This is a genomic window from Pseudomyxococcus flavus (genome assembly GCF_050038885.1).
In the GTDB taxonomy this organism is placed as follows: Bacteria; Myxococcota; Myxococcia; order Myxococcales; family Myxococcaceae; genus Myxococcus; species Myxococcus flavus.
In genome coordinates this window covers 3,207,624-3,227,903 of record NZ_CP143624.1, presented here as the reverse complement: position 1 = coordinate 3,227,903, position 20,280 = coordinate 3,207,624, and the positions used below count along the sequence as shown (strand labels likewise).

General features: G+C 70.9%; 19 protein-coding genes. 11 read left to right on the top strand and 8 right to left on the bottom strand.

Translation table 11 applies throughout. The features are described from left to right. Both VZL07_RS13560 and VZL07_RS13555 read right to left on the bottom strand, forming a co-directional pair. Entirely contained in the window at positions 1–495 is a 495-nt protein-coding gene (locus tag VZL07_RS13560) for an anti-sigma factor family protein (protein WP_426755939.1), read from the bottom strand. Next, positions 492–1,106 (bottom strand): RNA polymerase sigma factor, encoded by a 615-nt coding sequence (locus VZL07_RS13555; RefSeq protein ID WP_426755938.1) that lies wholly within the window; start codon positions 1,104–1,106, stop codon positions 492–494. The genes VZL07_RS13560 and VZL07_RS13555 overlap by 4 nt, the downstream gene beginning before the upstream one ends. 165 nt (positions 1,107–1,271) lie before the next feature. Here VZL07_RS13555 and VZL07_RS13550 point away from each other — a divergent pair, with 165 nt between their 5' ends. Next, entirely contained in the window at positions 1,272–2,534 is a 1,263-nt protein-coding gene (locus VZL07_RS13550) for an acyltransferase family protein (RefSeq protein ID WP_426755937.1), read from the top strand. Between the two features lie 23 nt (positions 2,535–2,557). Here VZL07_RS13550 and VZL07_RS13545 read toward each other — a convergent pair whose 3' ends face one another. Together VZL07_RS13545 and VZL07_RS13540 are read right to left on the bottom strand one after the other, a co-directional pair. Then, the gene (locus VZL07_RS13545) at positions 2,558–2,851 is read right to left on the bottom strand and encodes a FruA-associating protein, FapA (protein ID WP_426755936.1); all 294 of its coding nucleotides are present in this window, start codon (positions 2,849–2,851) and stop codon (positions 2,558–2,560) included. Positions 2,852–3,026: 175 nt separating this feature from the next. Continuing rightward, on the bottom strand, positions 3,027–4,076 hold the full coding sequence (locus VZL07_RS13540) for an NAD(P)-dependent alcohol dehydrogenase (RefSeq protein WP_426755935.1): 1,050 nt from the start codon (positions 4,074–4,076) through the stop codon (positions 3,027–3,029). Between the two features lie 117 nt (positions 4,077–4,193). Here VZL07_RS13540 and VZL07_RS13535 point away from each other — a divergent pair, with 117 nt between their 5' ends. Next, on the top strand, positions 4,194–5,102 hold the full coding sequence (locus VZL07_RS13535; RefSeq protein ID WP_426755934.1) for a LysR family transcriptional regulator: 909 nt from the start codon (positions 4,194–4,196) through the stop codon (positions 5,100–5,102). A 97-nt stretch (positions 5,103–5,199) separates the two neighbouring features. Here VZL07_RS13535 and VZL07_RS13530 read toward each other — a convergent pair whose 3' ends face one another. Next, positions 5,200–7,293, bottom strand: coding sequence for a BTAD domain-containing putative transcriptional regulator (locus VZL07_RS13530; protein ID WP_426755933.1), 2,094 nt, complete (start codon positions 7,291–7,293; stop codon positions 5,200–5,202). Positions 7,294–7,500: 207 nt separating this feature from the next. Between VZL07_RS13530 and VZL07_RS13525 the strand changes: the two genes are divergently transcribed. The 3 genes from VZL07_RS13525 to VZL07_RS13515 all read left to right on the top strand — a co-directional run bounded on the left by VZL07_RS13525 (position 7,501) and on the right by VZL07_RS13515 (position 11,184). Beyond that, entirely contained in the window at positions 7,501–9,084 is a 1,584-nt protein-coding gene (locus VZL07_RS13525; protein ID WP_426755932.1) for a bifunctional 3-(3-hydroxy-phenyl)propionate/3-hydroxycinnamic acid hydroxylase, read from the top strand. Between the two features lie 85 nt (positions 9,085–9,169). Further along, complete coding sequence (locus tag VZL07_RS13520) at positions 9,170–9,571, top strand: BlaI/MecI/CopY family transcriptional regulator (RefSeq protein ID WP_426755931.1); 402 nt, start codon at positions 9,170–9,172, stop codon at positions 9,569–9,571. Then, on the top strand, positions 9,568–11,184 hold the full coding sequence (locus VZL07_RS13515) for a transglycosylase SLT domain-containing protein (protein WP_426755930.1): 1,617 nt from the start codon (positions 9,568–9,570) through the stop codon (positions 11,182–11,184). Before VZL07_RS13520 ends, VZL07_RS13515 begins: the two co-directional genes overlap by 4 nt. Positions 11,185–11,239: 55 nt before the next feature. On the opposite strand, the gene VZL07_RS13510 is transcribed toward VZL07_RS13515, so the two are convergent. Continuing rightward, positions 11,240–11,968, bottom strand: coding sequence for an outer membrane beta-barrel protein (locus VZL07_RS13510; protein WP_426755929.1), 729 nt, complete (start codon positions 11,966–11,968; stop codon positions 11,240–11,242). A gap of 168 nt (positions 11,969–12,136) precedes the next feature. Here VZL07_RS13510 and VZL07_RS13505 point away from each other — a divergent pair, with 168 nt between their 5' ends. After that, positions 12,137–12,307, top strand: coding sequence for a hypothetical protein (locus tag VZL07_RS13505; protein ID WP_426755928.1), 171 nt, complete (start codon positions 12,137–12,139; stop codon positions 12,305–12,307). A gap of 13 nt (positions 12,308–12,320) precedes the next feature. Here the strand turns inward: VZL07_RS13505 and VZL07_RS13500 are convergent, their stop codons facing one another. Then, positions 12,321–12,971: a TetR/AcrR family transcriptional regulator gene (locus tag VZL07_RS13500; protein ID WP_426755927.1), complete on the bottom strand. Its 651-nt coding sequence runs from the start codon at positions 12,969–12,971 to the stop codon at positions 12,321–12,323. A gap of 86 nt (positions 12,972–13,057) precedes the next feature. On the opposite strand from VZL07_RS13500, the gene VZL07_RS13495 reads away from it, so the two are divergent. After that, positions 13,058–13,873, top strand: a complete 816-nt coding sequence (locus tag VZL07_RS13495; RefSeq protein WP_426755926.1) for an alpha/beta fold hydrolase — start codon at positions 13,058–13,060, stop codon at positions 13,871–13,873. Positions 13,874–14,038: 165 nt separating this feature from the next. After that, positions 14,039–14,890 (top strand): extracellular catalytic domain type 1 short-chain-length polyhydroxyalkanoate depolymerase, encoded by an 852-nt coding sequence (locus VZL07_RS13490; protein WP_426755925.1) that lies wholly within the window; start codon positions 14,039–14,041, stop codon positions 14,888–14,890. 169 nt (positions 14,891–15,059) lie between these two features. Here the strand turns inward: VZL07_RS13490 and VZL07_RS13485 are convergent, their stop codons facing one another. Further along, positions 15,060–16,016, bottom strand: a complete 957-nt coding sequence (locus tag VZL07_RS13485; protein WP_426755924.1) for an MBL fold metallo-hydrolase — start codon at positions 16,014–16,016, stop codon at positions 15,060–15,062. 87 nt (positions 16,017–16,103) lie between these two features. Between VZL07_RS13485 and VZL07_RS13480 the strand changes: the two genes are divergently transcribed. The 3 genes from VZL07_RS13480 (at position 16,104) to VZL07_RS13470 (ending at position 20,276) form a co-directional block, all read left to right on the top strand. Then, the gene (locus VZL07_RS13480) at positions 16,104–16,988 is read left to right on the top strand and encodes a LysR family transcriptional regulator (protein WP_426755923.1); all 885 of its coding nucleotides are present in this window, start codon (positions 16,104–16,106) and stop codon (positions 16,986–16,988) included. Between the two features lie 94 nt (positions 16,989–17,082). Beyond that, on the top strand, positions 17,083–18,759 hold the full coding sequence (locus tag VZL07_RS13475) for an isovaleryl-CoA dehydrogenase (protein WP_426755922.1): 1,677 nt from the start codon (positions 17,083–17,085) through the stop codon (positions 18,757–18,759). Continuing rightward, on the top strand, positions 18,759–20,276 hold the full coding sequence (locus VZL07_RS13470; RefSeq protein WP_426755921.1) for a class I adenylate-forming enzyme family protein: 1,518 nt from the start codon (positions 18,759–18,761) through the stop codon (positions 20,274–20,276). The genes VZL07_RS13475 and VZL07_RS13470 overlap by 1 nt, the downstream gene beginning before the upstream one ends. Positions 20,277–20,280 lie beyond the last annotated feature (4 nt).

Genomic DNA, 20,280 nt, shown 5'->3' with positions numbered 1-20,280 from the left:
TCAGCGCAGGGGCAGCAGGGGCGTGGCCACGAGGCATGCCCCCACGCGGGCCTCCAGCGCCGCCACCGCTTCCCGGGACGGGTCGTCGCACCAGTCGACGGGCCGGGCGGCGGTGACGAACGCGTCGTGCTGGCTCCAGGGGTCGTCGGCGCTGGGGATTCGCGTCACCTGGAGCGTGCTGAGGCCGACGAAGGCCACCACGGCCGTGGCGGCGGTCAGCATCCTTCTCCAGTACAGCCAGCCCGCAGGCCGAGGTTCCCATGGCGGTGCCGCGGGCTTCTGCAGCCGGGCCTCCAGCGCCGCGAAGTCCAGGGCGGGCCGGACCGGCGTGCGCCGCGCGCGCTGGGCCATCCACCCGCGCTCCGCGCGCAGCCAGCTCAGGGCGTGCTGGCACGCAGGGCAGGTGTTCGCGTGCGCGCGGACCCGCGCGGCCTCCTCCGGCGAGAGCTCGTCGGCCAGCAGGGCGTCCAGCTCGGATTCACGACAGGCGCTCATGGGCGGCCTCCGACGTGCGCGGACAGCTGCTCGCGAAGCTGGAGCCGCGCGCGGTGGATTTCGTTCTTCACCTTCTGAATCGACCAGCCCATCACCGACGCAATCTCCTCATAGGGAAGCCCGTGGTCGATGCGCAGCAGCAGCGCCGCGCGCCGGTCCTCGCGCAGCGCCCCGAGCGCGCCGGCCAGCAGTCCTTCCAGCTCCCGGTCCAGGAGCAGGTCCTCGGGCGTGGGCGTGGGCAGCACCGCATCCACGTGGCTGGCGTGGACCTCGTCATCCACGTCCACGTGGAGCCCGCGCTGCCGCCGCCACTCCAGATACACGTGGCGGGCGATGCCCAGCAGCCACGCGCCGAGCCGGTCATCGTCTCGCAGCGCGCCGAGCCGCGCGTGGGCGCGGACGAAGGTCTCCTGCGTGGCCTCGTCCGCCGCGGCCTCGTCGCGCATCAGGTCTCGCAGGAAGCGCCACACGCCCGCGGCATGCCGCTCGAACAGCCGACGGAACGCCGCGGGGTCCCCCGTCCGCGCCCGGCGCAGCAGCGTCCGCTCCCGGTCCGTGTCGGACGGGGGCGCACCTGCCAGGGCCATTTTCATCGCGGAAAGGAGTGCCACGGCACCAAGGTGTCACGAGCGGCCCGGGAGTTTCACGGCCGCGTGCGCTTTTTCGAGCCGGGTCGCCTGGTGGCGGGACTGACACCACACCGAGGCCATCGCAATCCCACGCACGCCGGGTGGTGGTCTTGTTGAATGACAGTCGCTCTTGGTAAGAGCCTTTCCATGTCCTTGAACTCTGGCCGTGTGGATGTGCCCGCGGCGCACGCTCCGCGCCTGCAGGGGCATCTGCCCGTGCTGGACGGTGTGCGGGGCCTCGCCGTCCTGCTGGTGGTGTTCTTCCACACGACGCACCTGAGCGACCAGAGCGTGGCCGGACGCGTGACGTGGTGGCTGGCCGGGGCGGGGTGGACGGGCGTGGACCTGTTCTTCGTCCTCTCCGGCTTCCTCATCACCGGCATCCTGTGGGAGGCGAAGGGACAGCCGTACTTCTTCCGCAACTTCTACATGCGCCGCTTCCTGCGCATCTTTCCGCTCTACTACCTGACGCTGGCGGTGTCGTTCCTGCTCCTGCCGTCGTTCGCGGGGCGGCTGGGGCTGGACGAGCGCATCACCACCGACGGCGCCGTCTGGTACCTGCTGTACCTCTCCAACTTCTACCAGCTGTGGGTGGACACCACGCACCCCATCCTCGGCGTGGTGTGGTCGCTGGCCATCGAGGAGCAGTTCTACATCGTCTGGCCCTTCCTGATCGCCGCGGTGTCGTACCGGGGGGCCATCCGGGTGTGCCTGGCCACCATCGCCATGGCCGTGCTGGTGCGCGTGGGGCTCACGCTGTCTGGCGCCAGCATCGAGAGCACCTACGTGGTGACGTTCTGCCGCGTGGACTCGCTGGCCATGGGGGGCCTGCTGGCGCTGGCGCTGCGCCACCCGGAGGGCCTGGGGCTGAAGGCGTTCCCCTGGATGCGCTGGGCCGCGTGGGCGGCCGTGCCGCTGGTGCTCGTCATGGTGGTGCTGCCGGTGGGCCCCACCTTCGAGCTGGTGAAGCGCACGGGCGGCTACACCGCCATCGCCGTCCTCTACGCGGTGGGCGTGTACAAGGCGGTGGCCGTGCCCCAGGGACACCTCGTGCACCGCCTCCTCACGACGCGACTGCTGCTCACCTTCGGCAAGTACAGCTACGCCATCTACCTCATCCACTCGCCGCTGGACGCCATCCTGCGGCGCACGGTGCTGAAGACGCCGCTGAAGACGGTGGCGGGCACGGACCTGCCGATGCAGCTGGTGTTCTACGTGGTGGCCGCGGGCCTCTCGCTGGGGCTGGCGCTGGTGAGCTGGAACCTCTTCGAGAAGCACATGCTGAAGCTCAAGGACTACTTCCCCTACGGAAAGCCCGCGGCACCCGGGCCTGCCGCGGCGGTGCTGCCGGGGGCGGCGTCGGAGGGCTCCCAGGGCGAGCGGACCGAGACGCCCGCCCGCGTGGCGTGACGCTCCTCCGGAGCGCCTAGCCGTCAGTCGCGAGGCCTCGAGAGGGCGTCCGCCACGCGCAGGGCCCACGTCTCCGCGGAGTCGAGCTCCGCGCGGGCGCTGGCGTAGCGGTCCAGCCCCGCCTCCGAGCCGTCACGAGCGAAGATGGCGTCGTGGAACTCCTTCTGTGCCCGCAGGAGCCAGTGGCTGGCCTTCTGGCGAAGCTGCGCTGCCTTCTGGGGCGTGGGAGCGGCGAGCGCCGGGTCCAGCAGCTCTTGCTCCTCGGGGTACGGGGACGTCACCTTCACGAAACCGCTCTGTGCAATCGTCGTAGTCATGCTTTGAGAATTCGCACCAAACGGCGAGCAAGCACCTGACCGGTGGGGCAGGACGAAGTGCAAAAGCGTGCACTGTCCTGCCCTCCGGCGCGGGTGGGCGGGGCGCGACTTCAAGCGGGGCCGTCGTTTCCTATCGGCCCATGTCTCGCGAGGTGGGAGCGGTGCTCCGGCGCGGCTACTTCCGCAGGCTCGCGAGGTCGATGACGAAGCGGTACTTCACGTCTCCCTTCAACAGTCGCTCGTAGGCGTCGTTCACCTGCTGGATGGAAATCAGCTCGATGTCGGAGACGATGCCGTGCTTACCGCAGAAATCTAGCATATCCTGCGTTTCCTGGATACCCCCAATCATCGAGCCCGAGAAGCTCCGCCGCATGGGGATGAGGGAGAAGGGGCGGACCTCGAGGGGCTTCTCCGGGGCGCCGACGAGCACCAGGTGGCCGTCGCGGCGCAGCAGCCGCAGGTACGCGTTCAGGTCGTGCTGGGCGGAGACGGTGTCGAGGATGAAGTCGAAGGTGCCGTCCTGCGCCTTCATCTCGTCCTTGTTGGAGGAGACGACCACGGCGTCGGCGCCCAGGCGCAGGGCGTCCTGCTTCTTGCGGTCGGTGTGGCTGAAGACGGTGACGTGCGCGCCCATGGCCTTGGCCAGCTTCACGCCCATGTGCCCCAGGCCGCCCAGGCCCACCACGCCCACGCGCTGGCCCGGCCCGACCTTCCAGTGCCGGAGGGGCGAGTACGTGGTGATGCCGGCGCACAGCAGCGGCGCGGCGGCGGCCGGGTCGAGATTCTCGGGGACCTTGAGGACGAAGGCCTCGTCCACGACGATGGCCTCGCTGTAGCCGCCCTGGTTGAGCGTCTTTCCGTCCTTCGCCCGGGCGTTGTACGTCTGGATGTTGCCGGCGTCGCAGTACTGCTCGAGGCCTTCCTGGCAGCTCGGGCAGGTGCGGCACGAGTCCACCATGCAGCCGACGCCGACGAGGTCGCCGGCCTTGAACTTCTTCACCTGGTCGCCGACGCGGACCACGCGGCCGACGATTTCGTGGCCGGGCACCATGGGGAACAGCGAGCCACCCCACTCGTCACGTGCCTGGTGCAGGTCGGAGTGGCAGACGCCGCAGTAGAGGATGTCAATCTGCACGTCGCTGGGGCCGGGGTCGCGGCGCTCGAACTGGAACGGGGCGAGCGGGGACCTGGCGTCCTGGGCGGCGTAGGCGCGAACGGGAATCATGAGAGGGCTCCTCGAGCGGTGGGGATAGTCTTCCTGCTCTGCGGAACGGATGATGCGTCCGGCGTTTTCCTCGTGCCACCCACGAAATCAGGACACGCTGCTTAGGAAATCTTCACAATGGCCTTCACGCCTCTCAACGCCCTGAATGCCTTCCTGGCCGTGGGGCGGCATCGCAGCTTCGCGGCGGCCGCGAAGGAGCTGGGGGTGTCCGGCTCGGCGCTGAGCCAGTCCGTCCGCCAGCTCGAGGCGCGGCTGGGCGTGGCGCTGCTCACACGTACCACACGGAGTGTGGCGCTCACGGACGCGGGCCGCCGGCTGATGGAGGCGGCCGGGCCGTCGGTGGAGCAGGCGCTCCAGGCCCTGAAGACGGCCACTGCCCGGCCAGGCGAGGTGACGGGCACCCTGCGGCTCACCGTCCCCACCGTCTCCGTCTCGCCCATCGTGACGCCCATCCTGACACGCTTCCACCAGCGCCATCCGCGCGTGGAGGTGGACCTGCGGGTGGAGAACCGACTGGTGGACATCGTGGCGGAGGGCCTGGACGCCGGCATCCGCATGTCGGAGACGCTGGAGCGCGACATGGTGCAGGTGCGCCTGTCGGATGGCGGCTTCCGCTTCGTGGTGGTGGGGGCGCCCGCATACCTCAAGCGCCGCGGCACGCCCGAGCGGCCCAAGGACCTGCTGCACCACGACTGCCTCTGCATCCGGTCGCCGACGACGGGCGCCATCTACCAATGGGAGCTGGAGCGCGGGCAGCGCAGTTGGCGCGTTCCGGTGCGCGGGCCCATCATCAGTGCCGACTTCCAGCCCCTGAGGGAGCTGGCGGAGGCCGGCCTGGGGCTCGCCTATGCGTTCGAGCCGGACGTGAAGCCGCAGCTCGAGCGCGGCACGCTGCGCACGGTGCTGGAGCCCTATGCAGCGCGGGTGGAGGGCTTCTTCCTCTACTTCCCCAGCCGGGCTCAGGTGTCGCCGCCGCTGCGCGCCTTCGTGGAGGTGGCTCGCGAGGTGACGGCGCGGGCGCGCTGAGCCGCGCCGCATGGTGCCTCGGGCGGTGGGCGTCGCTCCGCCTGTGCGCCTCCGTGCGGGTGGCCCGCGAGGGAACCTGCGCCCTGCGCGCCCTCACTCAGGCGGTGGGGATGCCGCGCACGCGGCTCCTCACGCGCGCGGCCTCCTCGGCGAGGCCCGCCTCTTCCAGCAGCGCGGCGGCGCGGTGGTAGAGCAGGGCGGCGTCCAGGTGGCGGAGGGCGGCGGCCTCCGCGTTGGCGGCGGTGATGAGGAAGGGCACCGCGCGGCGGGGCTCATTCCCGTCCAACCAGTGCTGCGCCACCACGACGGGCGCGGCGCCGCGCTGCTCCAGCGCCACGGCCAGGCGGCGATGCAGCAGCGTGCTCAGCGCGCCGGGGACGCCCTGGCGCACCACCTCGAAGAGCAGGTCATTGGTGAAGCGCTCGCCTCGCAGTATCTGCGCGCCCTCCAGCTCCGCCACGTGCGTGACGAGCGCGAGCGGGTTCATCTCCAGCACCTCGCTGGCCAGCTCCAGCGTGAAGTCCGTCTTCGCCAGCGCCGCCAGCCGGGCCACCAGGAGCGCGGAGGGCGACAGCCGCTCCAGCCGCTGCTGGATGAGCTGCTGCCCGCGACCCGACGCGGGGACGTGCTCGGGCCAGCCCCGCTCCAGTCCACCCGTCTCCAGCAGGTACTTCAGCGTCTCGGTGATGAAGAGCGGGTTGCCGCCCGTGTGCCGGGTGACGTCGTGCACCAGCTTCTCCGCGCCGGGCAGCTCGAGGCTCTCCAGCAGCGCGCCCACGGCGTCGGTGCTCAGGGGCTGCAGCTCGATGACGACGGCCAGCCCCGCGGTCACCAGCTGCTGGATGAACGCAGCGGCCTGGGACGACAGCTCGTCGCTCCGGTAGGTGTCGATGAAGCGCGGGAAGCGGCCGCCGGGCTCGGGGGCATGGCGGCGCGACAGCATCAGCACCGCGAACTCCGCGGTGGCGCTGTCCATGAACTGGAGGTCGTCGGCCACCATGGCATCCACGTTGGCGGCCAGGTGGTAGACGACCTGGCACTGCGCCTCCAGGAAGCGGCTGCGGTCGGCCTCGTCCGCCATGGGCGGGGGCAGGCCTTCCTGTCCGGCCTGGTCCGGCAGCAGCCGCGCCAGCTCCCGCCGCACCCACCGCGGCAGGTCCGGGTCGGGCACGCGGGCGAGCATCTGCCGCACCAGCCGCACGTGCGAGGCATAGGGCACGCTCTGCTCCCCGGGCCGTGCCTCCAGCAGCAGGTACGAGCCGCGCGACGCGGCGAAGTCGTGCGCCAGCCGCGTCTTGCCCACGCCGGGCTCGCCGGAGATGAAGATGGTCTGCCCCGCTTCCCACGCGGCCTCCATCCGCGCCCACTCGCGTTCGCGGCCCACGAGCACCGGCGGGCGCAGCACGGAGAGCGGCAGCCGCTGCGTGGGCAGCGCGACGGGCTTGGACGAGGGAGGCCCGCGCTCGATTTCCCGCGCCAGCGCCACCGTCTGCGGCAGCGGCGTCGTGTCCAGCTCCTCGCGCAGCAGGCGGCGGCACCGCTCGAAGGCGTTGAGCGCGGCCATGCGGTCGCCGGCCACGTAGTGCAGCCGCATCAGCCGGCGCCATGCCTCTTCCGAGTACGGGTCCATGACGAGCAGCTGCTCCGCCAGGGCCAGCGCACCCGTCAGGTCGCCGCGCCGCTCGCGCGCCTCCGACTCCGCGACGGCGGCCCGGCGGCGCAGCTTGTCCAATCGCTCACGCGCGCTTTCGAGCCATGATTGGAATTCCGAGCAATCATCGTATTCCAGGGCGCCCAGCAACACGCCCTCCAGCGCCAGCGCTTCCGAGTAGCGCCCCGCGAGCACGTGGGCCTGGAGCTCCGCGGCATCCGAGCCGACGCCGTCACAGAGGGAGAGCACGTCCGTGCCCTGTATCAGCTCCGCGCCGCAGGCGAGCCGCAGCCGCCGCAGCAGCTGGCGCATGTTGTTGCGCGCCGTCGTCTCACCGGACTCCGCCCACAGCAGCCCCGCGAGCCGGTACTTGGGATGCGGGCCTTCCAATGCCAGCCATGCCAGGACGCCGGCGGTCCGCCGCTCCAGGGGGATGCGCGCGTCGCCAATCCGGAGCCGGGCTTCGCCCAGCAGCTCCAGGTGAAATCGCTGCGTGCCTGCCGTGTGGCCGGCGGCCATGTCCTCCGGGATTCCTCGCATGGACGGCCCTCAAGTTAACACGTCCACTGCAAAACCTCCGTCACGGGTAGGGATTGCCCCAGTGGTGACAAAATTTGCGTGTGGTTTTTCCGCCATACGGCAGCTCGCCACCCTGGGCGGATGGCTTCGTGGACTTCCGGACCGGTCACACCGTGGTCACACCTGAATCGTTATTAAAAATGCCAGACATTGCCCCAGGAGGCATCCATGGGTTGTGACAGCCAGCAGACGGACGCGCAGGTGGACGTCATCATCAGCGGTTGTGGTCCGGTGGGAGCGTTGACGGGGAACCTGCTGGGTCTCCTGGGTGTGCGCACGCTGCTCCTGGAGCGGGACGTGGCGCCGCACGGCGAGCCCCGGGCCTTTTCGTGTGACGACGAAGGCCTCCGAATCTACCAGGCCACGGGACTGTTGGATTTGCTGCAAAGCAATATGCGGCAGGCAAATTTCGCGGAATACGTGGGAGGCTCGGGAAAGCGCTTCGCGGAGCTGCACACGGGCGAGGTGGATTTCGGCTTCGGGCACTCGCCGCTGTGGTTCTTCCACCAGCCGCTGCTGGAGGGCGCGCTGCGCGACGGGCTGAACCGCTTCGAGCACGTGGAGCTGCGCAAGGGCGTGAGCGTGGAGTCGGTGGCGCAGGACGCCAGCGGCGTGACGGTGCGCTACCGGGACTCGCGGACGGGGGAGCAGCGCGCCATCCGGGCCCGGTACCTGCTGGCGTGTGACGGGGCGCGCAGCGGCGTGCGCAAGGCGCTGGGCATCCCGATGTCCGGCCGCGCCTACGGCGAGCCCTGGCTGGCGGTGTCCGGCACCGTCATGGAGGGCGAGGTCCCCGACCTGTGCCGCTTCGTGTGCGACCCGAAGCGCCCGTCCTTCGTCGCCACCGGCGCGGTGAACCAGATTCGCTGGGAGTTCATGCTGATGCCCGGTGAGACGCGCGAGCAGTTGGAGAACCGGGAGACCATCCACCGGCTCATCTCGCCCTACGTGGACCCGAAGCGCATCCGCATCGAGCGCGCGCAGGTCTACACCTTCCACTGCCTCAACGCGGCGCGTTGGCGCGACGGCAACGTCTTCCTGCTGGGAGACGCGGCGCACACCATGCCGCCCTTCATGGGGCAGGGCCTGGTGTCGGGCATGCGCGACGCGGTCAACCTGGCGTGGAAGCTCAAGCGGGTGCTGAACGGCCAGTCCCCGGACTCGCTGCTGGACACCTACGAGCAGGAGCGCCGGCCGCACGTGGAGGCGGTGCAGAAGCTGTGCGTGCGCGTGGGGCACCTCTTCCTGGCGCGCAACCCGCTGCTGGCGACCGCGCGCGACGCGCTGATGCGCACCATCCAGCGCATCCCCCGGGTGCGGAAGTTCATCCAGGGCTTCGAGTTCAAGGAGGCGCCGGCGCACGCGCAGGGCTACTACTTCGACGACAAGGGCGAGTACTTCATCCAGCCGCGCGTGAAGCTGGCGTCGGGCGAGGAGGTGCTGCTCGACGACACGCTGGGCAACGACTTCACGGTGCTGTGCCGGTGGAACGCGCCGTCCGCGGAGCTGGAGGCGGCGCGCGAGCTGGCGCAGTCCCTGGGGGGCCGGATGCTGACGTTCCGTCCTCCGTCCGAGGCAGCGGCGGACACGGCGCCGGCACAGGCGCCCGCGGTGGTGGATGTCACCGGCAAGCTGGCGGACTGGTTCTCCAGGCACGCGGCGGACGTGGTGGTGCTGCGGCCGGACCGCTTCGTCTTCGGCGCGGTGCAGGCGCGGCGCCTGCCGGAGCTGCGCGAGGCGCTGGGGGTGTAGGTCGGGCACGCCCGAAGTTCCAACTAAGGTGTTAGTTGATTTGGAACTAAGATCTTAGTAGTTTGCGCGTCACGGAGGTTTGCTCGTGACTCGCAAGGACGTGCCCGAAGAAGCCCCCCGGCCGCTCACGCCGGTGGAGCTGGAGTTGATGCACATCGTCTGGCGCCTCGGTGAGGTGAGTGTGGCGGACGTGCTCGCCGCGCTGCCGCCGGAGCGCGCGCTGGCGTACACGTCCGTCTCCACGGTGTTGCGCATCCTGGAGCAGAAGGGCGTGGTGCGCAGCCGCAAGCAGGGCCGCGGCCACCTGTACGCGGCGGTGCTGCCACGCGAGGCCTACGAGGCCCAGAGCGTGCGGCACCTGGTCGACACGGTCTTCGACGGGACGCCGTCCGCGCTCGTGGCGCGGCTGGTGGAGGCGGTGCCCCTGTCCGCCTCGGACGTGGACCAGCTCCGCAAGCTGCTCGACACGAAGGGCCGCAAGTCATGAGCGCCGTGCTCCGGGAGCTCGCGTCGCTGTATCTGACGCTCGCGCTGCTGCTCGCGGTGGCGCCGCCGCTGGCCTGGCTGGCGCTCGCGCTGTTGTCCCGGGCGGGGCGGCCACTGTCGGCGCGGCAGTCATTGACGGTGGGGCGAGGCGTGTTGCTGCTCACGCTCGGCCTTCCCCTGCTGGCCGCGGCCGTGCACGCGCTGGTGCCCGCCGGGCCGCGCTTCTCCTTCGAGCGCTCGGTGGCGCGCCATGCGGGAAGGCTGCCCGCGCCCCTGTGGGAGCCGCCGCCGGTGGTTCAGGCCGCGCGGGCTCCACAGGCAGCGTCCTCCCTGCCGCCGGTGCTGCCCGCCGCCGCGCTGGCGCTCTTCGTGGGCGGCGTGGCGCTCATGGCCCGGGCGTTCGTGCGGCACGCGCGGTTGCTGCGCCGGTTGGAAGCGTTGCCCCGCGTGCGCGCCGTGGGGCGGGTCGCGGTGGTGCTGGGGGACGAAGGCATGCCGGCCTTCTCTGCGTGGTTTCCTCGCGCCCGCCACCGGACGTGCGCGTACGTGGTGGTGCCTCCCGCGCTGCTGGAGGACGCGGAGGCCTTGCGGCTCACGGTGCTGCACGAACTCCAGCACCACCGCCAGCGCGACACGCACCTGGCCTTCGCGCGGCTCCTCCTCACCGGCGCCTTCTTCTGGCACCCGGCGGCGCATGGCCTGTCCCGCTGGCTGGCGTCGCTCCAGGAGTGGGCCTGTGACGAGGCGCTGGTGACCAGCGGCCGCGTCCAGGCGCACGCCTATGCGCGGTGCCTGCTCCAGGCGGCCCTGGCGCTTCCTCGCAAGCCCGCGCTCCCCGCCGGCGCCACCGGCATGTCCCACCCCACCACCCGGAGAATCCAGATGCTCTTCCAGCCTCGTCCTGCCCGTGCCCAGGGTGTTTCCGCGCTCCTGGCCGCGCTCTGTCTCGTCCTGGCGCCGCTCGCGGCGCTGTCTCAAGGCGTGGTGAGTGGCCGCGCGGTGACGCTCACCGAGGCGCAGGCGCTCGCCCGCGCCAGCCAGCCGGAGGGCGACCTGCCGGTGGTGGTGGATGCACACGTGGTGGCGCGGCTCAACGCGCTCACCGGCACCGAGAAGGGGCGTGCGTTCATGAAGCGCGCGCTGGCCAACCTGGCGAGTCAAAGACAGACGCTCGTGGAGCCGCTGCGCGCGAAGGGGCTCCCCGAGGGACTGCTGGCGGTGGCCGTCATCGAATCCGCGGCGACCAACATGCCGGAGACGGACGGCCGGCCGTCGCTGGCGCCGGGGATGCGCGGCGCGGGCGTGTGGATGTTCATCCCCGAGACGGCGCGGCGCTATGGCCTGGAGGTGAGCGCCACCCGGGACGAGCGGCTGGATGTGGCGCGCGAGACGCAGGCCGCCGCCGCGTTGCTGGCGGACCTGCACGCCCGCTACGGCGACTGGCGGCTGGCGCTCGCCGCGTACAACCAGGGGGCGAAGAAGGTGGACGCCGCGCTCGCCGCGGGCGGCAGCCGAGATGCGACGGTGCTCATCGACGCCGGGCACCTCAATGACTACGCCGCCACGGTGCAGGCGGGGCTGCTCATCGTCCGCAACCCGCACCTGCTGGACTGAAGGGGCGTCATTCGCGGCGCTGACGAGGCAGTGTCAGCGCCGCTGAGGGGACGGCTCAGAAGCGGTACTGCACCCGCACACCGCCCGACAGCCAGGCGTGGACCGCGGTGTCCTCGATGTCTATCGACTCCTCCGCGTCTCCGAAGATGGGGGCGTTCTCGAACTTGATGGTCCCGGTCTGGTAGATGCCAGCCGCCAGCGACAGGTAGGGTCCGATGGAGAACGCGTCGGTGAGGCGGTAGTCGGCGCCGCCCTGGACGGAGGCGAGCTCGATGCCCCGGTAGCCCGTGGTGATGGAGCTGTCATCCGCCGAGACCTTCACGCTGAGCATCTCGTAGCCGATGCCCAGCCCCAGCCAGGGCCTGAGCTTCTCGCCCTCACGGAAGTGGTAGGAGGCGTTGACGCCGAAGCGCATCTGGCTGCCGGAGCAGCTCGTGCCCGACATGCAGTCATCGGCGGTGAACACGGGGGCGTACTGGAAGTAGGCGCCCAGGTAGAAGTTGGCGTTGAAGAAGTAGCCTGCATCCACCTGCAACGGGATGGCGCCGGAGACCAGGTCGCCCATGTCGGTCTCCGCAGCGAGCTGGCCCAGCGGGAGGCCGTAGCCGGCGCGCAGGCCCAGGGCGAAGCCCTTGTCCTCCTTCGCCTCCTCGCCGTACTCGGAGTCGGAGGCATCCACCTGCTTGCGCCGGATGTTGCCGTCATCACGCCAGCTGGAAGCGAGGGCGGGGGCGGAGAGCGTGAGGGACAGGGCCGTGAGCTTCCAGAGCAATTGAGAGTTCATGGTGTGCAGACGTTTTGGGAAGAGTATCCGCCGTCGTGGTGGATGCGCGTTCTGACGAGAGCACGCTCAAAAAATTCAAGGCGGGCAGCCAGCCGGACAGCCCGTCCCTGCCGCGCGTCCGGCGCATCCCTACCCTGAAGAGACATTCCTGTGTGAGGGAGGCCAACGATGAAGGGGCTGCTCTACGTGGGCCTGGGGTTGCTCGCGCTCTGGGTCGTGCTCACCGTGACTCGCGCCGTCGTGGGCGGCCTGCTGTGGGTCGTCTTCCTCGTGGGCATCGCCGCGCTGGCGGTGTACGCGTTCCAGGTGGCATCCGGCCGCCGGCAGATACGCAGCTAGCCAGGAAGCGGCTTCACGCCCCGGCGGCACATCCCAGCATCCGCAGCGCCAGCTCGGCGTGGAGGTCCGCCAGGGCCTCCACCGTGATGGGGCCTCCGGGCTCGAACCAATAGGGGATGCGGACGCCCATGGCCGCAATCGCCGCGGCGGTGACGACGGGGTGGGGTGGCGAGAACTGCCCCTGTGCCATGCCGCGCTGGATGGTCTCCAGCAGCGTGGCGGAGGCCTGCTCCCGCAGGGCCTGCGCGGGCGCCGCCAGCTCGGGGGTCAGCGCGTAGAACTCCTCGTTCACCACCAGCCCGAGCTGTGGATGTTCCGCGTGGACCCGCGTGTGGGCCTGGACCAGCGCGCGCACCTGGGCGGCGGGCGTGGGCTCCGCGGCGCTCAGCGCGGCCTGGAGCGCCTCGTAGTGGGCCTCGTGGCCGATGCGCACCAGCTCCGCGAGGACCTGGTCCTTGGAGGCGAAGTGCGCGTACAGCGCGCTGGGCCGCAGCTCCAGGGCGGTGGCCAGGTCCCGGATGGAGGTGTCGTGGTACCCGCGGCTCGCGAAGAGCTGCAGGGCCGTCTCCAGGATGCGCCGGCGGGTGCCTTCGGGCGGGGCGGCCGCCGTGGGGGGGAGGCGGGCGGCCGTGGCGCGCAGGCGGGAACGAGGGGGCGTACTCATGAGGGGCTCTTGAAAAACGAACGTTCGTTCATGTGGCGTCGGGCCTGCAGTTCGACACGCTTCCTACCTGAATCTGGGGTCCGGACATGCCGCTGCTCCAGCTTGAGGCGCTATCCCTCTACTTCGATGAATCGGGTGAGGGCACTCCCGTGCTGCTGCTTCATGGTCTGGGCTCCACGGGCCGTGACTGGGAGTCCGTGGCACCCAGACTGGCGGCCCGGCATCGCGTCATCATCCCGGACGCGCGGGGGCATGGGCGCAGCGGGAAGCCGCCGGGCGCGTACGGCGTGCCGCTCTTCGCGCGGGACCTCGCCGGCCTGTGTGACGCGCTGGGCCTCACGCGCGTCCACGTGGTGGGCCTGTCCATGGGCGGGATGATGGGGTTCCAGCTCGCGGTGGACCGTCCGGGGCTGGTGCGCAGCCTGGTCATCGTCAACAGCGGCCCGGAGCTGGTGGCGCGCACGCTGCGCCGCAAGTTCGAGCTCGGCCTGCGGCTGGCGCTGCTGAAGCTGCTGGGGCCCTCGGCGCTGGCCAGGGTGCTGGCGCCCAAGCTCTTCCCCAAGCCCGAGCAGGAGGCGCTGCGCCAGCGCGCGCTGGAGATTTTCGGCGCCAATGACCCGGACGCGTACCTGCGCGCGACGAAGGGGCTGGTGGGGTGGAGCGTCATGCGGCACCTGGGCGGCATCACCTGTCCGGTGCTCGTGCTCGCGTCCGACCGGGACTACACGCCCGTGGCGGCGAAGCAGGCCTACGTGGACCTGCTGCCGAACGCGCGGCTCCAGGTGCTGAGTGACTCCGGCCATGCGTCACCGCATGACCAGCCCGAGAAGGTCGCCGAGGCCGTGGAGGCCTTCCTGGCCGGAGTCGAGGACGCCGCGGCGGATGCGCGGCAGCCGGGCTGAGCGCGGTTCCCCCACCCCGAAGGAGTCAGTCGATGAAGCGGAACGCTGTCACGTGCTCGCGCACGGGATTGTTGCTGCTCGCCGTCCTCACGCTCACCGCCGCGGCCCCCGCGCGCGGGCACCTGGGTCCATGGCGTCGAAGGGACTCGAGGCTTCCAGCTCTGGGTGCCCACGGGCTACCAGCCGGACACGCCGCTGCCGCTGGTGGTGGCGCTGCATGGCTGCTTCCAGAACCCGAGCCAGTTCGCCGGCCTCACGCGCCTCAACGCGAAGGCGGACGCCGAGAAGTTCCTCGTGCTGTACCCGAACCAGGCGACGTTCGCGAACCCCACGCAGTGCTGGAACTTCATGCTCGTGCTCAACCAGACGCGAGGCGCCGGCGAGCCCGCGCTCATCGTGGGCATGGTGGAGCAGGTGCGGCGGCACTACGCGGTGGATTCGCGCCGCATCTACGTGGGCGGCGTCAGCGCGGGCGCGGTGCTGACGGGCACGCTGCTGGCCTGCTACTCGGACGTGTTCGCCGCGGGGATGATTGGCGCGGGCGCCATGTACAAGGAGGCCACCACGATTTCAGGCACGGGCTTCGCGATGCTGTTCGGCAGCATCTATCACCCGGATGACCGGGGCCGGGACGCGTGGGCGTGCTCGGGCCGCCCGCGCCACACGATGCCGGTGCTCGTCCTGCACGGGACGCAGGACAGCGTGGTCAACCCCGTCAACGGCCGGCAGGCGGTGCGGCAGCTCCTGCAGACCAGCGACTACGGTGATGACGGCGTGGCCAACGACAGCATCCGTCCGGTGGCCACGCAGGTGACGCGGGCGAGCGTGCCCGGCGGGCGCGGCTACACGGTGGAGGACTACGTCTACGGCGGCTCGCTGGTGGCGCGGCACCTCGAAATCCAGGGCATGGACCACGCCTGGCCCGGCGGCGATTCGAGCTATCCCTTCGCCGACCCTTCGGGGCCGGATGCCACCGCCATCATGTGGGACTTCTTCCGGCAGCACGCCCGGGACTGAGCCAGGCGCGGCGACGGGCTTCGTGAGGGGCCTGTCCCTGGTCCGCCGCCACGCTGCTCCACCTGCGCCCTGTCGCGAGGGGCGAGCCGCGTCTCGCCGGAGATGGGAGGTCGCGCCGTGGCGGCTCACGCGGCGCGGCTGCCCTTGGACATGAGCCGGTGCGGCGGCTTCAGTGCTGGTGGCCCATGCGCACCTCGACCTCGGGGTGCGCCCGGGCGAACGCGCGCAGCTTCTGGAAGCTCACCGACGCGCGGTCGGCGTCGTTGTTGAAGGAGCCGGGCTCCACGTCGTGCTCCCAGCCCCAGCGGGTGTGGCTGACGTCGCCCGCGAGCAGCACGGGCCCCTTCGTGGTGCGCACCAGGTACGCGGTGGAGCCGGGCGTGTGGCCGGGCAGCCAGAGCGCCCACACGGAGCCGTCCCCGAAGATGTCCACCGCGCCGTCGAACGGGCCGGCCTCCTCCCGGGTGAAGGTCCACTCGGACAGCGGCGGCTTGCCGGCCAGGGCGCGGTCGCTGTTGGCCTGGACGACGATGTTCAAGAAGGCGCGGTCGGCGGCCTCGCCCGGCCCGGTGTAGACGGGCGTGCCCGCGGGCACGTCCGCCATGCCGCTGATGTGGTCCGGGTGCAGGTGCGTGAGGAACACGCCCGCCAGGGGCTGCGGCTGCTTCGCGAGCCACTCGCCCAGCGGCGCGTGCACCTTCATCTTCTCCATGTTCATCGCGCTGGCGACGAGCCCGCGCATGGCGGCCTTCTCCGGCGCGTCCCGCAGCGCCGTCTCCACGCCGGTGTCGACGATGAAGAGCCCCTTCTCCGGGTGGCGGAGGGCGTGGAAGAAGACCTGGATGGGCTCGTCCCCGTCCTCCAGCTCCGCGGCCTTCGCGGTGGGGTGGTCCAGGTTGATGAGGCCGCCGCGCTCCACCGCCCAGTCACAGGAGACGACCGTCTCCAGCTCCACCGGGCCGGGCTGGTCCAGCAGGGCCAGCAGCTCCGAGGACGGGCGCGCCACGCCGAGCGCGGAGCGCTGCGTGCCGTGCGAAGTGGCGGCGCAGCCGGTGAGGCCGGTGAAGGCGAGCGTGCCGCCGAGCACGGCGGCGAGCGAGAGGGCAATGGAAGAACGGGTTCGCATGGGTGGCTCCTGCACGTCGAGACACGCGCAAGGTAGCGATGCGAATATGGATGGAAAATGGCGATTCAGGCATGAGGTCATGCATTCATGGATATCTCCTGGGATGACGCGCGGCTGTTCCTCGCCATCGCGGAAACGGGCAGCTTCAGCGGGGCGGCGCGTCGGCTGCGCATCGGTCAGCCCACGGTGAGCCGGCGGCTGGCGGCGCTGGAGTACGCCGTGGGCGCCACGCTGTTCCGCCGCGGCGTGGACGGCGCGGTGCTGACCGCCGCGGGGGAGCGGCTGGTGCTGCCCGCGAAGAAGATGGCGGAGTGGGCGGGCGAGCTGCACCGGGCGGCGGAGTCGTCGGACACCTCACCCCGCGGGCTGGTGCGGGTGACGGCCTCGCCGTACATGTGCTTCGACTTCCTCGCGCCCTTCTCCGGGGCCGTGGCGAAGAAGTACGCGGGGCTGCGGCTGGAGGTGCTCTCCAGCACCCAGTACCTGGACCTGGGCCGCGGCGAGGCGGACCTGGCGCTGCGGGCCAAGAGCCCGACCAACCCCGACTTGAAGCGCGTGCACTCCTGGGAGATTCGCAACGCCGTCTTCGTCGCGAAGTCGCTCAAGGCGAAGCTGCCGAAGCGGCCCACGCTCCAGCAGCTTCCCTGGGTGGCCTGGGCGCCGCCGTTCCACATGACACCGCCCAATCCCCAGCTGGAGTCCTTCATCCCCGGCTTCTCGCCCGTGTTCACCGCGGACAACTACCTGGTGCTGCTGGCGGCGGCCGAGGCGGGCGTGGGGGCCATGGTGCTGGGCGACCTGCGGCACCGCTTCGTGCGGGAGCGGAGCCTGGTGCCGCTCGACATCGACCTGGGGCCCCATGCGACCGCGACGCTGCACCTGGTCTGCGCAAAATCTGCGCTCGACATACCGCGTGTGCGGAAGGTTTCGGAGCTGCTGGTCGAGGAGCTGGAGCAGGCGAAGAAGCGTTGACACGGCGCGTTCGCCCCCCGGGTTGCGGTGGCCTGCCGCGCCCGTTCACGGTAATCCAGTGGCACCGGGCACCGTCCCCAGGAGGACCTTCACCATGACTGAACGCAACGCCATCGCCGCCGGCTTCCTCACGCACGAAGTGACGAACCAGCCTCCACCGCTCGTGTACGACGCGTGGAAGACGGACACCGTGCTTCGCGAGGTCGTGGCCCGTGAGGGCGGCGGCTGGGCGGAGGCCGAGCTGGCGAAGTACGGCCTCCTGGCGGGTGGGGAGATGCAGCAGCTGGCGTTCCTCGCCAACGAGAACAAGCCCAAGTTCCGGCCCTTCGACCGCTATGGCAACCGCCGCGACGAGGTGGAGTTCCATCCCGCGTACCACCGGCTGATGGAGCTGGGCATGGCCCACGGCGTGTCTGGCTTTGCCTGGCGCAACGAGGACAAGCCCGGCGCCCACGTGGCGCGCATGGCCCTCTTCTACCTGCACAACCAGGCGGACCAGGGCACGAGCTGTCCGCTCACGATGACGTACGCGTCCGTGCCCGCGCTGCGCCACCAGCCGGAGCTGGCGATGGAGTGGCTGCCGCGCGTGAGCTCGGCTTCGTACGACAGCCGCTTCATCCCCGCCGCGCAGAAGACGGGCGCGACCATTGGCATGGGCATGACGGAGAAGCAGGGCGGCTCCGACGTGCGCACCAACACCACCAAGGCGCACCGCCTGGGCGAAGGCCGTGGCCCCGGCCAGCCCTACGCGCTGGTGGGACACAAGTGGTTCTTCTCCGCGCCCATGTGTGACGCCTTCCTGGTGCTGGCGCACGCGGAAGGGGGCCTGTCGTGCTTCCTGATGCCGCGCTTCACGCCCGACGGCGCGCTCAACGCCATCCGCGTCCAGCGGCTGAAGGACAAGCTGGGGGACTGGAGCAACGCCAGCTCCGAGGTGGAGCTGCACGGCGCCTACGCGGTGATGGTGGGCCCGGAAGGGCGCGGCGTGCCCACCATCCTGGAGATGGTCGCGCTGACGCGGCAGGACTGCATGATTGGCTCCAGCGGGCAGATGCGGCAGGCGCTGGTGCAGGCCATCCACCACACCCGGCACCGCGTGGCGTTCGGCAAGCGGCTCAGCGACCAGCCGCTGATGCGCAACGTGCTCGCGGACCTGGCGCTGGAGCTGGAGGCGCACGTCGCGCTCACCGCCCGCGTCTCCCGCGCCGTGGACGCGACGCCTCGCGACGAGAAGGAGGCCGCGTTCTGCCGCATCGCCACGGCGGTGGGGAAGTACTGGGTGTGCAAGCGCACGCCGCCCTTCGTCAACGAGGCGCAGGAGTGCCTGGGCGGCGCGGGCTACGTGGAGGAGACGAACCTGCCGCGCCTCTACCGGCAGGCGCCGCTCAACTCCATCTGGGAGGGCAGCGGCAACATCCAGTGCCTGGACGTGCTGCGCGCGGCGTCGCGTGAGCCGGCCAGCCGGGAGGCGCTCTTCGCCGAGCTGCTCGCCGCGCAGGGCGGGCACCGCGCCTACGACGAGGCCACCGCGCGGCTGGGCAAGGAGCTGGCCAACACGGACTCGCTGGAGGCGCGCTCGCGCTCCATCGTGGAGGGCCTGGCGCTGGCGCTCCAGGCGTCGCTGCTGATTCGCGCGGGCAACACCGCCGTGTCGGACGCCTTCTGCGAGTCCCGCCTGGGCGGCGCGCACGGGCAGACGTTCGGTACGCTGCCGGCCCACGCGCCGATGCAGATGCTCATCGAGCGCGCCTTCTCCGAGGAGGTGAAGTGATGTGGACGCTCGATGAGGTGCTCACGACGGCGGGCCGGAAGTTCGCTTCGCGCGAGGCGCTCGTCACGGCCGGTCGGCGGGTGACGTTCAGCGAGCTGGACGTGGCCGTCACGCGGATGGCCCACCAGCTCCGCGCGTGGGGCGTGGCGCCGGGTGACAAGGTGGCCATCCAGGGCCGCAACACCGTGTCCTGGGTGGTGGGCTTCCTGGCCACGCTGCGCGTCGGCGGCACCACCGTGCCCATCAACCACAAGCTGGCCCCGCCGGAGACGGCGTACATCCTGGAGCACAGCGAGAGCCGCGTGCTGCTGGCCGACAAGGACCTGGCCGCCGCGGTGCCCGACGCCCTGCGTGCGAAGTGTGGCGTGCGGGTGCTCGAAGGGGATGACGCCATCGACGGCGTGGCCCTGTTCCCCGCGGGCGAGAAGCCCGCCGCGCTGGCGCCCGTCACGAACCCGGACCAGGTGGCGGAGATTCTCTACACGTCCGGCACCACGGGGCTGCCCAAGGGCTGCCTGCACTCGCACGCCAACGTCATCTTCGCGGGCATGGCGTGCAGCCTGACGTACGGCCTGGACCCGACGGACCGCGTGCTGCTGGCGATGCCGGCGTGGCACAGCTTCCCGCTCAACGGGCTGCTGCTGGGCAGCCTGTACGTCGGGGCCACGGTGGTGATGCTGCCCGAGTACCACCCGGTGGCCATGCTGGAGACGATTCAGCGCGAGCGCTGCACGCTGTTCTTCGGGCCGCCGGTGGCCTTCCTCGCGCCGCTGCGCATGGTGCCGGACTTCGACCGCTACGACCTGTCGAGCATGCGGACGTGGCTCTACGGCGGCGGGCCCATCGACGCGGCGACGTCACGGCTGCTGGCGGACAAGTACAAGACGGAGCGCTTCTTCCAGATTTTCGGCATGACGGAGACGGGCCCCACGGGCACCGCGCTGCGGCCGGAGGAGCAGGTGGCCAAGGCGGGCTCCATTGGCCGCTACGCCATCAGCGGCTGCGACTTGAAGGTCATGCGCGACACGGAGACGGAGGCGCGGCCGGGCGAGGTGGGTGAAATCTGGATGCGGTGCCAGTCGATGATGCTGGGCTACCACCGCGACCCGGAGGCCACGGCCGCCGCGTTCCACGACGGCTGGTACCGCACCGGCGACGTGGCCCGTATCGACGAGGACGGCTACCTGTTCATCGTGGACCGGCTGAAGGACATGATCATCACCGGCGGGGAGAACGTGTACTCGAAGGAGGTCGAGGACGCGCTCGCCAGCCACCCGGACCTGGCGGAGACGGCCGTCATCGGCGTGCCGCACCCGGACTGGGGAGAGACCGTCACGGCGGTGGTCGTCCTGAAGAAGGGCGCCACGTTCGACGAGGCCAGCGTGAAGGCGCACTGCGCCTCGCGGCTGGCGAAGTACAAGACGCCGCGCGCCTTCCACGTCGTGGACGCCCTGCCGCGCACGCCCACGGGCAAGGTCATCAAGGTGGAGCTGCGGAAGACCTACGCGCGTTCGTGATAGG